The sequence below is a fragment of the Pseudomonas sp. RIT-PI-S genome, from assembly GCF_025642975.1.
Taxonomy (GTDB): Bacteria; Pseudomonadota; Gammaproteobacteria; order Pseudomonadales; family Pseudomonadaceae; genus Aquipseudomonas.
In genome coordinates, this window is the sequence record NZ_JANZKJ010000004.1 from 158,564 (window position 1) to 173,575 (window position 15,012).

Annotated in this window: 11 protein-coding genes and 1 pseudogene; 4 read left to right on the top strand and 8 right to left on the bottom strand. The window is 63.9% G+C overall.

What is annotated here, in order from left to right; all coding sequences use genetic code 11:
• The 3 genes from OGL93_RS08595 (at window position 1) to OGL93_RS08605 (ending at window position 3,087) form a co-directional block, all read left to right on the top strand.
• Window positions 1-1,248, top strand: a complete 1,248-nt coding sequence (locus OGL93_RS08595) for a 2-oxo acid dehydrogenase subunit E2 (protein ID WP_263262167.1) — start codon at window positions 1-3, stop codon at window positions 1,246-1,248.
• 439 nt (window positions 1,249-1,687) lie between these two features.
• A complete protein-coding gene (locus OGL93_RS08600; protein ID WP_263262170.1) occupies window positions 1,688-2,221 on the top strand; it encodes a hypothetical protein in 534 nt (177 codons plus the stop codon).
• Between the two features lie 44 nt (window positions 2,222-2,265).
• Window positions 2,266-3,087: an isocitrate lyase/phosphoenolpyruvate mutase family protein gene (locus OGL93_RS08605; protein ID WP_263262172.1), complete on the top strand. Its 822-nt coding sequence runs from the start codon at window positions 2,266-2,268 to the stop codon at window positions 3,085-3,087.
• Window positions 3,088-3,247: 160 nt separating this feature from the next.
• Here OGL93_RS08605 and OGL93_RS08610 read toward each other — a convergent pair.
• Window positions 3,248-3,613, bottom strand: a pseudogene (locus OGL93_RS08610) (glyoxalase superfamily protein); the annotation flags it as partial.
• A 275-nt stretch (window positions 3,614-3,888) separates the two neighbouring features.
• Between OGL93_RS08610 and OGL93_RS08615 the strand changes: the two are divergent.
• Window positions 3,889-6,432, top strand: coding sequence for a M10 family metallopeptidase C-terminal domain-containing protein (locus OGL93_RS08615; RefSeq protein WP_263262174.1), 2,544 nt, complete (start codon window positions 3,889-3,891; stop codon window positions 6,430-6,432).
• An 84-nt stretch (window positions 6,433-6,516) separates the two neighbouring features.
• On the opposite strand, the gene OGL93_RS08620 is transcribed toward OGL93_RS08615, so the two are convergent.
• The 7 genes from OGL93_RS08620 to OGL93_RS08655 form a co-directional block, all read right to left on the bottom strand.
• Complete coding sequence (locus OGL93_RS08620; RefSeq protein ID WP_263262175.1) at window positions 6,517-7,263, bottom strand: glucose 1-dehydrogenase; 747 nt, start codon at window positions 7,261-7,263, stop codon at window positions 6,517-6,519.
• Between the two features lie 74 nt (window positions 7,264-7,337).
• Window positions 7,338-7,763 (bottom strand): Rrf2 family transcriptional regulator, encoded by a 426-nt coding sequence (locus tag OGL93_RS08625; protein WP_263262176.1) that lies wholly within the window; start codon window positions 7,761-7,763, stop codon window positions 7,338-7,340.
• 79 nt (window positions 7,764-7,842) lie between these two features.
• On the bottom strand, window positions 7,843-8,799 hold the full coding sequence (locus OGL93_RS08630) for a cation diffusion facilitator family transporter (RefSeq protein ID WP_263262178.1): 957 nt from the start codon (window positions 8,797-8,799) through the stop codon (window positions 7,843-7,845).
• A 98-nt stretch (window positions 8,800-8,897) separates the two neighbouring features.
• On the bottom strand, window positions 8,898-9,938 hold the full coding sequence (locus OGL93_RS08635) for a DMT family transporter (protein ID WP_263262179.1): 1,041 nt from the start codon (window positions 9,936-9,938) through the stop codon (window positions 8,898-8,900).
• A gap of 121 nt (window positions 9,939-10,059) precedes the next feature.
• On the bottom strand, window positions 10,060-12,570 hold the full coding sequence (locus OGL93_RS08640) for a glycosyl hydrolase family 28-related protein (RefSeq protein ID WP_276583464.1): 2,511 nt from the start codon (window positions 12,568-12,570) through the stop codon (window positions 10,060-10,062).
• Window positions 12,571-12,684: 114 nt separating this feature from the next.
• Entirely contained in the window at window positions 12,685-14,010 is a 1,326-nt protein-coding gene (locus OGL93_RS08650) for an APC family permease (protein WP_263262180.1), read from the bottom strand.
• 160 nt (window positions 14,011-14,170) lie between these two features.
• Window positions 14,171-14,986: a carbon-nitrogen hydrolase family protein gene (locus tag OGL93_RS08655; RefSeq protein WP_263262181.1), complete on the bottom strand. Its 816-nt coding sequence runs from the start codon at window positions 14,984-14,986 to the stop codon at window positions 14,171-14,173.
• Window positions 14,987-15,012 lie beyond the last annotated feature (26 nt).

Genomic DNA, 15,012 nt, shown 5'->3' on the forward strand with positions numbered 1-15,012 from the left:
ATGAATGACATGACTGCGATAAACCCTGGCACTTCCGACATCATCGCCCCGCTCGAACAGGAGGGCACCAAGGCCGTGTTGCGCACCTGGCTGAAACAGCACGGCGATGCGGTGCGCAGGGATGAGCCTATCGTCGAGCTTGAAACCGACAAGGTAGTGGTCGAGGTGTCGGCGCCCTGCGACGGCATTCTCCAGGTGGTGATGAACGAAGGCAGCGATGCCGAGCCCGGGGCGCTCCTGGGCCGTGTGAGCCAGGGCAGCGCCGAGCCCGCGCCGGCGCGCCCGCCGCAACAGCCGGCTGTGGATGCTCAGGGGGCAGAGCCGACCTTCAGCCCGGAAATGCGCCTGTCACCCGCTGTGCGCCGGTTGCTGGCCGAGCACCAGATGAGCCCCGAAGGGCTGGCCGGCACGGGCCGAGGAGGGCGCCTGACCCGCGAAGATGTGGTAGCCGCCATCGCCGAGCGGGAACAGCGCGCCAAGGTGCCTCCCCAGCTGCCGCTACCTGCCATGGCACAGCCTTCGGCCAGCGCGCCTGGCGGGCCCGCTGTCGCAGCCCACGTTCCCCACAGCAGCATGCGCCGTAAGATCGCCGAGCATATGCAGCATTCGGTCAGCACGGCGCCTCACGTGACCGCTGTGTTCGAGGCGGACTTCAGCGCGATCATCGCCCACCGTAACCAACACCGCGCGGCCTTCGCCGAGCAGGGCGTGAACCTCACCTTCACCGCCTATTTCGTAGCAGCCGCGACAGCCGCGATGAAAGCCGCGCCGGAGGTTAACAGCCGCTGGCATGCCGATCACCTGGAGCTGTTCAAGGACGTCAACATCGGCGTGGGCGCCGCGCTGGGCGACAAGGGCCTGATCGTTCCGGTGATCCGCCAGGCCCAGAACCTCTCGCTGATGGGCATTGCCGCCCGCCTGCACGAACTGACCGACGCCGCGCGCGGCGGCAAGCTCAAGCCCGCGGATGTGCAAGGCGGCACCTTTACCATCTCCAACCATGGAGTGTCTGGCTCGTTGTTCGCGTCGCCGATCATCATCAACCAGCCGCAGTCAGCCATTCTCGGCATCGGCGCCCTGGAAAAACGCGTGGTGGTGCGTGAGCTGGACGGCGCCGACGTGTTCCAGGCGCGCCCCTTGGCTTATGTGTCATTGACCATCGACCACCGCGTGCTCGATGGCAGCCAAACCAATGCCTGGCTCAGCCGGTTCGTTGAGGTGATCGAGGGGTGGCCGTTAGGGGAGTGAGTTTTGTCGTAGGGGCAATGCGCTGGCGCCGGAAGGCCCCCTAGGCGCACGCGGCGCGCTGCGCCTAGGGTGATTGCCAGCGCGTCGTCAGTGGGTTGTGCAAACCGTCTTGATAGGCAAACCGTCCTTGTACGAGCAATATTCCTGGCATCGCTGAGGGTTTATGGCTGCCGGCCGTTTTCCGATATCGCTGGCGGCGATAACGTCCCAGGGCGTGGTATAGCCTTTTTGCGCCCAGTCCATTTCTGCCCATAAATAGCCTTGGCGGTAGCCGGCGAACACAATCGAAATGAAACAGACCAACGACAGCGCTAAGCCAGCGACCGATAGAACCACTAGCCTGCTTGCTATGTTCATCCAAATGGCCCTGCGCTGGATGGGACGTTTATCCGCATTCGATCAGGCCCGCCTTTGCGCCATTCCCAGGTAAAACCCCGTTATGTGGTGGCTATCTCGGAGGCTAGATCGGGGGCAGCCTTCAGCTTGGCCATTTTATGAATGGAAAGCCAAAGACACCAACGAGCGCGGCCCGAACAAGCATTCGGAGAAATGGCCTGGCTCTGTTTTCATCAAGTCGACTTGGGAACGGAATGAACGAAATACGGATGTTAGTCGCCGCGCTGCTTGTATTCACACTGATGTCGGCGCACGCCACCGAATGCGCGCGCGTGTCCTCATCACCTTCGACGGCGAGCTGTACAGGCCTGAAAGCGAAGCCAGCATCCGGGACAAAGCCTTCGAGATCAAATACGCCCCGGAGGGCGAGTTCTTACCGCTTTTGCGCAAAGGCAACGCCGCCGCGCACAGCTATGACCCCCGCAATACCAGAGCGCTGGTCGAATACAAGGGGCAGGTTTATTTCATTGACCGCTTTGGCAACGTGCGGCACGACAAGGCGTTTTCCACCATCGATGCCCATGCCTTCGAGCATCGTTTGGTGAGCGCCTGTACGGATCGAAAACCCTCACGATGATCTACGCTTCCCGCTGCCCCGCCCAACCCTCGAAGCAGGCCCCCATGCATACCCTGGAAAAAGCGCTGTTGTTTCAAGCCCTGCACGCCCGCCCGCATCCGTTCATCCTGCCCAACCCGTGGGATGCCGGCACGGCGAAAATATTGGCTGCCATGGGCTTCGAGGCGCTGGCCACCACCAGCGCGGGCTTGGCGTTCAGCCTGGGCCGCCGGGATGCGGAGGGGGCGCTGTCGCGTAACGAGGTGCTGACGAACGCCCGAAGTATCGTTGAAGCGACGCAATTGCCCGTGAGCGCTGATCTGGAAAACGGCTTTGGCGATGCTCCGGAGGACGTGGCCAAGACCATCAGGATGGCGGCCGAAACCGGGTTGGTCGGTGGGTCGATCGAAGATGCCACCGGTAACCCGGCTTCGCCGATCTATGAGTTCAACCATGCGCTGGAGCGAGTTATTGCCGGCGTTGAAGCGGCTCGTAGCCTGGCGTTCCCCTTCACCTTCGTGGCGCGGGCGGAGAACTTCGGTTGTGGGGTCCAGGATGTGGACGACACCCTCCATAGGCTTATGGCTTTCGAGAACGCTGGCGCCGACGTGCTGTTTGCGCCGGGGTTGCCCAGCCTCGAGGCCATCCGTTTGGTATGCGCTTCAGTGCATAAACCGGTCAATGTGGTGATGGGCCTTTCCGGCTGCGCTTTCACCCTCGACGAGCTTGCAGCAGCCGGGGTTCGAAGGGTTAGCGTAGGCAGTTCTTTTGCGAGAGCTGCATTGGGCGCGTTTATCCGTGCGGCGCGGGAAGTACAGGTAACCGGTACATTCAACTACGCGGCAGATGCCGTCAGCTTCCAGAAGGCCAATTCGTTCATGGAATAAAACCGCCAGGCGAATCGGATAGCCCGGCGTGGGCTTCGATATAGGCGCGATCCTCCGCATGCGCCCAGCGGCCCCAAGCGCAGGCAGAGCGTTGCGCCTACGAGGATGGAGTGCTGGCCCCCTACTAGAGGGTCGCGAGTAAGAGAACGTTGACGGCCCCTTAACCCTGGCAGAAACGAAGCCGATTGCCGAAGGGATCATGAACCTCCAGCACTTTGCCCCACCCCTGCTGAACGATATCCGGGCGGCCATATCCGTAGCGCTTGGCGAGTAGCTCATCATGCAGGGGCTCGATATTCCGCATCGGGATGAATATCGTCGAGCCTGGGCAAGCATCGCCGTGGTGCTCGGAAAGGTGCAGCTGCAGGCCATTTCGGCTGATGCCCAGGTACAGCGGTAAGTCGGCTTCGAAGCGGTGCTCGAACTCTACGCTGAACCCGAGAAAGCCTAGATAAAATTCCCGCGCCTTGGCCTCGTCGAACATTCGCAATATGGGAATGGCCTTCTCGAAGGTAATGGCCGGCTGAGGGCTTTCCGTGACGGGGTCAAGCGAGGTCATGCTCGTTCCTTTTGCATGGCGGTATAGGGGCACTCATTCGCCCAGGCGGGCGGTGAGCGGTAGCAGTGTGGACCATGGTCCACGCCTCACCGCCTCGCCTGAGGTGGGTGTGAGGTGATCGGGCACAGGGTACATGAACTGCTCCCCCGTCGTTGGAACTTGGGCCAGCACCGAGCTCGCGCAACGTTGCAATAGGCCGTAGCTACACTTGCTGCTCCTGAACACTGCACAGGAGCACAACAATGACAACTTTCCAGGCAAGCGACTATGGCGCGCTCGGTGACGGGCACAGCAACGACACCCAGGCCATTCAGGCTGCCATCGATGCGGCCTCGGCGGCCGGCGGCGGGACGGTCAAGCTGGCGGCCGGCACTTTTATCATCAGCGGGGAGAACGGCGGCGCCGCGCTCACACTGCCCGCGAACGTCACCCTCGAAGGCCCCGCTGGCTTTGGCGGCGATGCGATCCTCAAGCTGGCGGACGGCGCGGACGATACCAGCGCCATGCTCAGCAGCACCGGCGACCATACCGGCGCGCGATTCCTCACGCTCGACGGCAATAGCGCCCACACCACCGGCCAGGTGAGCGGGTGGGTGAATGGGGCCAGCAGTGGCGTGGTGCTGGACCGGGTGATAGTGGATCAGATGTCCGGCTACGGGTTGGACCTGCGAGGCGAAGGCGGCCAGGTGAGCGTTAGCCGCGCCTATGTGGAGAACTGCGGCATCGATGGAATCATCGCTTCCGGCCTGGTGAATAGCGAACTGAGCGACACCACCGTGCACCACAACGCCGGAAATGGCCTTACCGTGACCGGACCGCTGCAAGTGCTCGACCTCACCAGCGATGAGAACACCGGCCATGGGGTATTGCTGCAGGGGGAAGGCGCCAGCCTGATCGGCGGGAGCATCAGCGCCACCGGGCTGGGCGGCGTTCAACTGAGCGGCACCCAGGGCGCGCAGCTGGAGTACGTCAGCTTCACCAATTGGCAAGCCGGGCAGGTGCAGGTGCAAGCCGATGGCGCCAAGGGCACGTTGCTTGAGCATAACCAGTTCTTGCTGGGCAACAGCTCCACCGCCTTGGTGCTCAACGACAGCACCGGCACCGAGGTACGCGGCAACACCTTCAACAATTGGCTGTCGGACGGCGGCCCACAAACCTTGGTGAGCGTAGTCGAGGCCGGCCAGAGCGATAGCACCCGTGTGGAGGGCAATTACATCGAACACGGCATAGACGCCCCGGCGCTCTCTGGCGCCGCCAGTGTCCAGCTCACCAATGCCACCGCCCTGATCAGCCACGGCACGGCGCAGAACGACAAAATCTTCTACTACACCTCGATACTGCCGGTGGACCGGGTCATCTATGGCGGCGCCGGTAACGACGAGATCATCGCCGGGGTGGGTGACCACACGCTGATCGGGGGCGCGGGCCGGGATGTGTTCTGGGGCACCCGGGCCGACCAAGGCAGCGTCACCTTCCGCTACGACAGCCTGGACGACAGCTACCGCACCGCGACCACCAGCCAGGCCGACCAGATCCGCTTCTTCAATGCCCAAACCGACAAGCTCGACCTGGTAAGCCTGGGCTTCACCGGCCTGGGCGATGGCCACCATGGCACCCTGGCGTTGGTTTACAACGAAGGCAAAGGCGTGACCTACCTGAAGAACTATGACGCCGACGCCGCCGGGCACCGCTTCGAGCTTGGCTTGCTGGGGGATTACCGCGGGCAGTTGACCGAGGCCAACTTCCAGACGTGGGTCGATGGTACCCGCTACGCCGATACTCTCTATGGCACCACGGGCGAAGACACCCTGCTCGGCGAAGCGGGGCGAGACAAACTGCACGCCGGCGACGGCAATGATCGCCTCGACGGCGGGACATATGGCGACCGGCTGAATGGCGACGCGGGGGCGGACACCTTCGTGTTCAGCCACCTTTCCGACAGCCAGATCGGCGCCACGGGCAGCACGCTCGGGCGCGACCTGGTCGTCGATTTCAACAGCAATGAGGGTGACCGCCTGGATGTGTCCAAGCTCGGCTTCACCGCCTTGGGCGACGGCACCGGCACCACCCTGGCGCTGAGCTATTACAGCGAGGCCAACCTCACGCGGCTGTATTCCACACAAACCGACGCCAGTGGCGCGCATTTCGAAGTGGCGCTCAGCGGTAACCAGGTGGCGGCCCTGCGCTTGGGCGGTATTGATTTCGCTTGGGCCGACCAGGGCCGGGTGGTGGACAGCTCTCCCGTGCAGCGCTTGTACCAGACCGGCACCAGCGGCGCCGATAACCTTCACGGCGGCAACGGCGAGGACACCATCAGCGGCGGCGCCGGCAATGACCGGCTCGACGGTGGCGCCAGCTCGGACCGCCTCACTGGAGGAGCGGGGGCGGACCGCCTCACGGGCGGCAGCGGTTATGACGGTTTCATCTTCACGGCCATCACCGACAGCTACCGCACGGCGACCAGTAACCAGAGCGACCTGATCACCGACTTTGGCCATGGCCGGGACTGGGTCGACGTAGCCGCACTAGGCTATACCAACCTGGGGGACGGCACTCACGGCACCTTGAAAGTGAGCTACAACGCGGCCTCCGACCGCACCTACTTGCGGGACCTCACCGTGGATGCTCAAGGGCGCTCGTTCCAAGTCACCTTCGCCGGGGACCAGACCTATTACCTGACCTACAACCACTTCAACTGGGCGAACAGCCATGACACGGCGTTGACCCTGCTGGGGCAAAGCGCTGAGCACGCCGACACCGTATCGACCCCAGCGGCGGCAACCTAGGCGCCGAGGGCAGTGAGGGGTACCTGCGAGAGGGGCAAGCGCACACCGCAGTGAGCGCTTGCCGCGCTTGGCAACGGCCCGGCCTTAGTGAAGGCCGCCCGCCGCCAACAGGTGCTCACCCGTGACCCAGCGTGCGGCGTCCGAGGCGAGGAAGGCGGCGATGTCGGCGATATCGTCGGGGTACCCGGCCCTGCCCAGGGGCGTCATGGCGACGAAGTTTTTTTCCATATCGGAACCGGTGATCCCGCCGCTATGGGTGCCCTCGGTCTCGACGTAACCGGGGTTGATGGCGTTGACGCGGATCTTGCGCGGGGCCAGTTCAGCGGCAAGTACGCCGGTGATTGCATCCACGGCGCCCTTGGTGGCGCTGTACACAACCGTGCCCGCAGGGGTTAGGGTAGTGACCCCGGAACTGATGTTGATCACGCTCGAGCCCTCGCCAAGGTGCTTGGCCGCGGCCTTGGTGACCAGCAGCAGCCCGAGCACGTTGGTGTTGAACTGGCGGTGGAACTCCTCCTCGGTGACGTCTTCGATGGGAGCGAACGCATACACACCAGAGTTGTTCACCAGGATATCCAGGCGGCCATACGCGTCGATGGCCGTTTGCACGAACTTTTCCGTATCCGCCGCTTTGGTGACGTCGCCGCCGACCACGGTGGCGCGGCCGCCGGCTTCGATGATCGTTGCCGCCACGGCCTCGGCGCCCGCCTGGGCACTGGCATAGGTGAGCACGACCGCCGCGCCTTCGGCCGCGAGCGCTTTGGCTATACCGGCGCCGATACCTTTGGATGCGCCGGTGACCAGTGCAACTTTTCCTTCTAGCTTAGCCATGATGACCTCACAGGTGGATGGAGCGTTTCAGGGTTAATGTGATAGTAAAAACAACAATTTAGGGCAGAAAAATATCAGCTGCCGTCTCGTACCCGTTCAACGACGCTTGCCAGCGACTGCTCGGCCAGGCCCTGCTCGAAGGCATGCTGCGCTTGGCACAAGATGCTTTCCATGCAGCCCTTGATGTTCCTGCTCACCAGGCAGCTTTCGGACACCGGGTAGCGGTGTACCGAAAAAGACTCCGGCGCTTCGCTCGCCCTGTAGATATCCAGCAGGGTAATCTCCGCTGGCGGCCTGGAGAGCGCGCAGGCGCCGTTTTTTCCGCGGGTAGTGGTCACCAGGCCTGCCTTGGCAAGCTTGGATATCACCCGGCGCACGAAGCTGGCATCGGCGTTTACGCTCATTGCCAGCACCGTGGAGCGCAGGGCTTCTCCATGATTCACGCCGAGGGCTGCCATGATGTGGGCAGCGACAGCGAATTGGACATTGGTCTGCGACATATTGTGAAACTAAACCTCACAATTAGCATTGTCAACTCCCTTGACATCCCGGCTGGCGGCTGCCTGCGCCAGGCTGCCTTCAAATGACACTCATAGGCGCCAGCTGGCAAGGCGAAGCCTCGTTGCCTCGTTCTACCTGGATGGTCGCGTGGCCGATGCCAAAGCGTTCCTCCAGTTCCACCGTAAGGTGCTGCAGAAAAGCGTCATCGTGATCGGCTTGCGGAAGCACCAGGTGAGCGGTGAGGGCCGTGTGGGTCGTGCTGAGGGGCCAGATGTGCAGGTCATGGACTTCACTCACCCCGGGCAGGGCGGCCAGAAAGGCCTGGACCTGCGACGCATCGATGCCCTCGGGCACTTTATCCAGGGCCAGGTTCACGCTGTCGCGCAGCAGCCCCCAGGTGGACACCAGGATCAGCGCGGCAATGGCCAGGCTAGTGACCGGGTCCACCCAGGTCCAGCCGGTCAGCAACACCACCAGCCCGGCGATCACCACCCCGGCGGACACCGCCGCGTCGGCCGCCATATGAAGGAAGGCGCCCTTCACGTTCAGGTCGCCTTTTCGCCCCCGCGCGAACAGCATCGCGGTCAGGCCATTGATCGCTATACCGATGGCGGCGACCACCATCACCGTTTTGCCTCCGACCTCACCTGCGGGAACGCCTTCGACCAAACGCTGGACGGCTTCAAGGGTGATGCCGCCTACGCCGACCAGCAGCACCACGGCGTTGGCCAGCGACGCCAGGATCGAGCTTCGGCCATAGCCGTAGGTTCGGGTTGCCGTGGGCGTTCTACGCCCCAACCACACGGCAAGCCAGGCGAGCAGCAAGCCCAACACGTCGCCGAGGTTGTGCGCGGCATCAGCCAACAGCGCGACGGAGTGCGCGGTCAGGCCAAAGGTTATTTCGGCGATCACGAACGTGGCGTTCAGCGCCGATCCCAGGGCGAACGCACTGTCGAACGTGGCGGGAGGGCTTGCATGGTGATGCCCCGCATGGCTGTGGCCCTCGTGGCCGTGATGGTGATCGTGTGCGCTCATTGTGTTCCCGCTGAAGACCTGAGAGGTACCTGGACAGCGCCGACGCTGACGTGCGTGGCAGTTTGGGGTAGGACAACAATCGGGCCCGGTTTATTGCGTCAGTGGCTATGCCTGTGGTGAACGTCCGGAAAGTGGGAGTGGCTATGCCGCATCGCCTGATGTTCGTGAGGGTGGCTGTGGGGTTCTGCACCCTCCCACTCGAAGTCGTGCTCATGTTGATGATGTTCGTCGTGAACATGGCGGTGGCTGTGCGCCAACGGCTCGTGTGTGTGCTCGTGGGCATGCCGCTCGGTGAGGTGCAACACCACGCCGATTGCCATCAGCCCCGCCGCGATCCAGAACGACAGCCGCACCGGCTCGCCTAACGCAAGGACCGAAATCGCCGCGCCCATGAACGGCGCCGTGGAAAAGTAAGCGCCGGTGCGCGCCGAGCCGAGGCCCCTGAGCGCCAGCACGAACAACACCAGGCTCACCCCATAACCCAGGAAGCCCACGAGCAGGGTGGGCGCCAGGGCACCGAAGCCGGGAAGCTGGGCGCCGCCCAACAGGGCGAGGCACGTGTTCACCGCTCCGGCAAAGAGCCCTTTGGCGCATGCCAGGTAGAGGGCGTCCGAGGCGGACACCTTACGCGTCAGGTTGTTATCGATCGCCCAGCCAAGGCACGCCAGCGCAACGGTCATCGGGCCGAGCATGTCGTGATCATCCAGAGCCTCGGCTGGCCACGCCAGAACAACCCCTCCGGCCACGATGGCGATCATTCCCAGGACAACGCGCCGGTCGGCATTCTCTTTAAAAACAAGCCATGCCAACAGCGCGGTCAGTACTGCCTCAAGGTTCAGCATCAATGACGCGGTTGCCCCCGAGGTCCGCGTTAGCCCAAACATAAGCGCGGCCGGCGCCAGGATGCCACCGAAGGCGATCGCTCCGAGCAACCATGGCCACTCACCAGCCGCCAGGCCACTGGCGCGCCATCCCCGATCCCGGATCACTCGGGTAGCCGCCAGGCCGACGCCACTTCCCAGGTACAGAAGGCCCGCGAGCAGCAGCGGCGACACCGTCACCCCCAGCATTTTCGCAAGGGGCGTGCTGGCCCCGAACAAAGCGGCGGCCGCCAAGGCGAACAACATGCTTGCATACATTTCCGGTTTACCTTCTTGAAGTGCCAGGCTTTGGAGTCACCCCGCCAGCTCGAGCTCGGGCCATGGCCCGCACTGCCCACCCGCCCAGGTGGCGCCTGCCTGGGCTGGCCCCATTCAGCCCTCAAGCAGCCTGCGCAGCGACACCCAGCAGGGTCACACTTTCCTCGGGAACGGGCGCCGGCGCAAACACGAAATTGCTGGCGCTCAGGGTATCGGCGATCTCCCCCATCCAGCGCACTTCGAACAAGCGCCCCTGGGCGTCGGCGTCCAGGCTGCGCAGGAAGGTCCGGCCTGAATCCTCCACCAATTTGAGCGTGCCGCCATGGCCATCGCCCAGCCCGGTATAGCCCAGGGCAGACACATCCACACGGTCGTTATGGGCGGAGAAATCGAACAGCGTGTCGGCGAACACCTGGCCCAGGCGGTAGCTGTCGCTGACCTGCGTGTACATGAAGATATCGTCGCCGGTGCCGCCATACAGCGCATCGGAACCGGCGCCGCCCGCCAGCCTGTCGTTGCCCACGTTGCCGTAGAGATGGTCTTTGCCGTCGCCGCCGCGCAGCTGGTTGTCCGCCCAATCACCCACCAGGGTATCCGCGCCCGAGGTACCGAACCGGTTGGTGTCCAGCCAGTCGGGGACGGTGCTGGGCGTGGTGCCGAACGCATGGGCGAAGATGATGCTGGTGTCGGCGATGGTCGCCTTCTGGTCGCCCTGCAGGAGGATCTCGAAGTGGAAGCCGGCAGCGTCCGCGTCCAGGGACTTCAACACAGTTTTCTCGCCATCGGCGCTGGTCACCAGCGTCAGGGTAGTGCCGTGGCCGTTGCCAAGGCCAGTGAAGCCCAGCGCGGAAACGTCGATCTGGTCGCCAGCCGTGGCGCTGAAATCCACCAGCGTGTCTCGCCCCTGGGTGCCGTTGGCCACGTTGGCGCGCAGGCTGTCGCTGAGCTGGGTATAGACGAAGGTGTCCGCGCCAGCCCCGCCGGTGAGGGTATCCCCGCCGGCATCGCCATACAGGCGGTCGTCACCGCCGAGGCCGTCGATGTGGTCCAGGCCGAGGTCGCCGTGGAAGGTCTCGGCGACACTGCTGCCGTTCATGTTGTCGCGGCTGCCGGTACCGGTGTGCAGGGCTTGCAGATTACTGGCGGAGAACCCGGCCAGGTTGCCTTGCAGCACCAGTTCGAAGCGATTGCCGTCGATGTCCGCGTCCAGGTGCTTAAGGTAGGTCACATCGCGCGTGGCGTCGTACACCAGGCGCAGGGTGTCGCCATGGCCGTTGCCCAGGGTGGTCAAGCCCAGGGCGGTGAGGTCAAGACGGTCTTCGTTCACATTGAAATCGGTGATGCGGTCGGTGTGGCTTTGGATGTCGTCCCGGTAACTGTCATTGAGCGAGCCGAAGCGGAACACGTCGGCGCCAGCTCCGCCGGTGAGCAGGTCCACACCGCGGCCGCCATCCAGCACATCGTCGGCCATGGCGCCGTCGAGCCGGTCATTACCCTGGCCGCCGTGCAACTGGTCGCGCACGATAGTGCCGGCCATGCGGTCGGCGCTGTCGGTGCCGTAACGGATCGCGAAAGGGGCATTGTTGCGCGCCACGCTGTTGGGCCCGGCCGCCACCACGGGGGTTACCACATGGGTGACCAGGTTGTCTGCGATGAGGTTGTTGTGGCCGACGTCGTAGCCTTCGACGATCCCGTAGTAGGCATACTGCCCGCCATACACCAGGTTGTGCGTCGCTGACACGTTGATGGCAGTGATATCGGGGTTGCCCACCCAGCCCTGGATGTTGATCTCTATGGAAGAGAACTCATCCTGGGCATTCTCATGAACGGTGTTTGCGTCGATGCGCCCATTACGCGCGGTGTCGCTGTCGATGCCGTAATTGATATTGTCGAAGGCCTCCACGCCCCGCACCGTAAAGCCGTCCACCCCCAATATGTGCACACCTTCGCTATTGCCCTCGGAGCGGCCACCGCCCACCACCAGCGCATCCGTCGCGCCGTCGGTTTCGTACAGCAGAATGCCGTCCTGGGCGTTGCGCACGGCGTCGCTGTCCAGCAGTTGCAGGGTGCCGCCGAGGTGAAAGCCTGCTTCGCCATTGGCGGTCGCCAGCGAATCCTGGATCACCCCTTCGGCCTGGCCGCTGGCGATAAAGCCGTCGTGGCGGTTATGGCGGGCCACGCAGTCAGCCACGGCGAACGTTTGGCCCGTGGTGCGCAGGTCAAAGCCATTGCCACTCGCTTCGCGCACTTCTACCGCGCTCAGCACCACACCGTCATGGTTGCCGCTGACCCAGCCGTCGACGGTGCCGAGGGTGCCGGTTTGGTTACCGTCGAGGGTCAGTTCGCGGGCCCCGGTGTCATCGCCCTCGGCGACGAGCAGGGCGGTGGCATCGTTCACGCCATCGGCCAGCTTGATGATGCTGTTCCCAATGCCCGCGCCCACCAAATGCGTACCTGCGGCCAGCGTGAGGCAGTGGCCGTCGGCGGCGGGTGTCACCACGTAGGTGCCCGGCCCCACGTACACGTCGCCGCCCGCCATGGCGGCGGCGTCGATGGCCGCCTGGATCGCGGCGGTGTCATCGCTCACGCCATCGCCCTGTGCCCCGTAATCTTTCACGTTGAACGTAGCCATAGGCTTCTCCCGTTGCGCATGGCGTTCATGGTGAAGGGTCGGAATGCAAGGCGAACGGTGCGCGTGGGTTTACGGTAGCTGACGCGCGCCGTTGCGTTGCTCGCCTGGGGCCGCTTACGCCGCTTCCTGGAAATCCATTTCCGGTGGCTGGCGACGGAAGCCCCCGGTAAGCCAGGCCAGATAAACGCAACCAAGCACCAGCCAGCTTACTCCCAGGATGATCGCGGCGTTGTCCAGGCTGACCATCAACCACAGGTCCGCGAGCAGCCCGACCAACGGGCAGGCCAGGAACAGCAGCAGCTCGCGAGGGCCGCGCCGCTGGGCGCCGATCCAGTAGTGGAAGATCACCGACAGGTTGACCAGGCTGAACGCCAGGAACGCGCCGAAGTTGATGAACGAGGTGGAGGTGGTGACGTCCAGCTTGAGCGCCAGCAGCGCTACCACGGCGCACAACAGGATGCTGTTCACCGGTGTGCCGAAGCGTTCGTTCAGCCCACCGAAGAACGGCTTGGGCAGCACCCCGTCCCGGCCCATGGCGTAGAGCAGGCGCGAGCCGCTGGCCTGGGCGGACAGCCCCGAGGCGAACTGGCCGACCACCAGGCCGATGAGGAAGATGGACACGAACACGTCGCCGCCGATGTTGCGGGCGATCTCATAGGCGGCCGCGTCGATGTTTTCGAACTGGGCGCCGGGGTGTGCCAGCTGCACGAAATACGACACCCCCACGAAGATCAACCCGCCCAGCAGCGTGATCAGCATGATTGCCTTGGGGATGGTGCGCCGCGGGTCGCGGGTTTCTTCGGTCAAGGTGCTGACCGCGTCGAAGCCCAGGAAGGAATAACAGGCGATGGCGGCCCCGCTCATGATCATTGGCATCTGCACGCCGCCATCGAAGAACGGCGCCAGCGACCACAGCGGGGTGCGGGCATCGCCGCCAATGTAGTGAATGCAGAGCGCCACGAAGGCCGCCAGCACCAGGAACTGCACCACCATCAACAGGCCGTTGACCGTGTTTGCCAGTTTCAGGCCCACGATATTGATGGCGCTGGTGATCACGATAAATGCCAGCACCCACACCGGCTGCGGCACCGAGGGGAAGGCAGAGCCGAGGTAGGCGGCGCCGATCAGCCAGATCGCCATGGGCAGGAACAGGTAATCGAGCAGCACGGCCCAGCCGGCGATAAAGCCGAGCTTGGGGCTGATGGCCTTGCGCACGTAGCTGTAGGCCGAGCCGGCTACCGGGAAGGCCGCGGCCATGCGGCCATAGCTCATGGCCGTGAAAAACATCGCCACCAACGCCGCCAGGTAGGCGGCCGGGACCTTGCCGTCGGTGGATTGCGCCAGGATGCCAAAGGTCCCCAGCACGATGATGGGAGTCATATAGGCGATGCCGAACAGCACCACCGACCCCAGTGAAAGGGTGCGTTGCAATTGAGCCATGAGCGACCACTCCGAATTTATAGGTTTTATGGCAGAGGTAAGTGCGGTGGAACCAAAGCTTATTGTTCTAGGGTTTGAAGCAGCTGGCTGGTCGGGCAGGGGAAGCCGGTTCGCACCTCCCGCGGGGCCTGCGCCGCCGGCCTGATAAACCCGGGCCGGTTCAGGGAATCAGCAACTCCCGCAGGCCGTTGGCATGCTCGACTACCTCACCAGGCAAACGCAGCCGCTGATCTTCGAGATAGCGGTAATCGCGTCGCGCCGCGTGGAGTTGGGCCAGGTCCAGCTCCACGCTGAATTGCCCAGGCTCGCGCCCGGCTTCGAACAGCTGGGCGCCGAACGGGTCCACCAAGGCGCTGCCGCCGGCGAACACCAGCCCGCCGTCGCCGCCGCCCACGCGGTTGACCATCAGCGCAAACGCCTGGTTTTCCTGGGCGCGCGCCATGATGGCGGTACGGTGGGTGGGGCCGTAGGGGTCCATGTTGCCGTTGGTGACGATGATCAGTTCGGCCCCCAGTTGCGCCAGGGCGCGGGCGCTTTCAGGGAATTCGATGTCGTAGCAAATCAACAGGCCCACGCGCACGCCGTTCCATACGCAGGTGGCATAGCGATCGCCCGCGCTGAATACGCCACGGTCAGAGGCCCACAAATGGGTCTTGCGGTAGCGCAGGGCCAGGCCCTGGGGTGTGATCAACAGGGTGGTGTTGTAGAAGCGACCGCCGTCGTTTTCCGCCACGCCAATCACCACCGCGATGTTCTTCGCCTGTGCGGCCGCCAGCACGGCGGCCACCGTGGGGCCGGTGAGCGGCTCGGCGACCTGGGCTACGGTTTCGCTGGAAGGAAAGCCCATCAGGTGTGTTTCCGGGAACACGATCAGCGCCGTGTCGTCGGCACAAGCGGCGATCGCTTGCAGGGCGCTGTCCAGGTTTTGCGCAGTGCCGTTGTCCTGGCCTGGCAGTTGGGCGAGTTCGACCTTCATGAAGTTCCTTATGACTGTTGCGGCCC

Bases quoted from the DNA above. Each gene is read 5' to 3' on its own strand.
- OGL93_RS08620 (WP_263262175.1), bottom strand. From the start codon at position 7,263: ATGGCTAAGCTAGAAGGAAAAGTTGCACTGGTCACCGGCGCATCCAAA.
- OGL93_RS08625 (WP_263262176.1), bottom strand. From the start codon at position 7,763: ATGTCGCAGACCAATGTCCAATTCGCTGTCGCTGCCCACATCATGGCA.
- OGL93_RS08650 (WP_263262180.1), bottom strand. From the start codon at position 14,010: ATGGCTCAATTGCAACGCACCCTTTCACTGGGGTCGGTGGTGCTGTTC.
- OGL93_RS08655 (WP_263262181.1), bottom strand. From the start codon at position 14,986: ATGAAGGTCGAACTCGCCCAACTGCCAGGCCAGGACAACGGCACTGCG.
- OGL93_RS08615 (WP_263262174.1), top strand. From the start codon at position 3,889: ATGACAACTTTCCAGGCAAGCGACTATGGCGCGCTCGGTGACGGGCAC.
- OGL93_RS08600 (WP_263262170.1), top strand. From the start codon at position 1,688: ATGTGGTGGCTATCTCGGAGGCTAGATCGGGGGCAGCCTTCAGCTTGG.
- OGL93_RS08595 (WP_263262167.1), top strand. From the start codon at position 1: ATGAATGACATGACTGCGATAAACCCTGGCACTTCCGACATCATCGCC.
- OGL93_RS08630 (WP_263262178.1), bottom strand. From the start codon at position 8,799: ATGAGCGCACACGATCACCATCACGGCCACGAGGGCCACAGCCATGCG.
- OGL93_RS08605 (WP_263262172.1), top strand. From the start codon at position 2,266: ATGCATACCCTGGAAAAAGCGCTGTTGTTTCAAGCCCTGCACGCCCGC.
- OGL93_RS08635 (WP_263262179.1), bottom strand. From the start codon at position 9,938: ATGTATGCAAGCATGTTGTTCGCCTTGGCGGCCGCCGCTTTGTTCGGG.
- OGL93_RS08640 (WP_276583464.1), bottom strand. From the start codon at position 12,570: ATGGCTACGTTCAACGTGAAAGATTACGGGGCACAGGGCGATGGCGTG.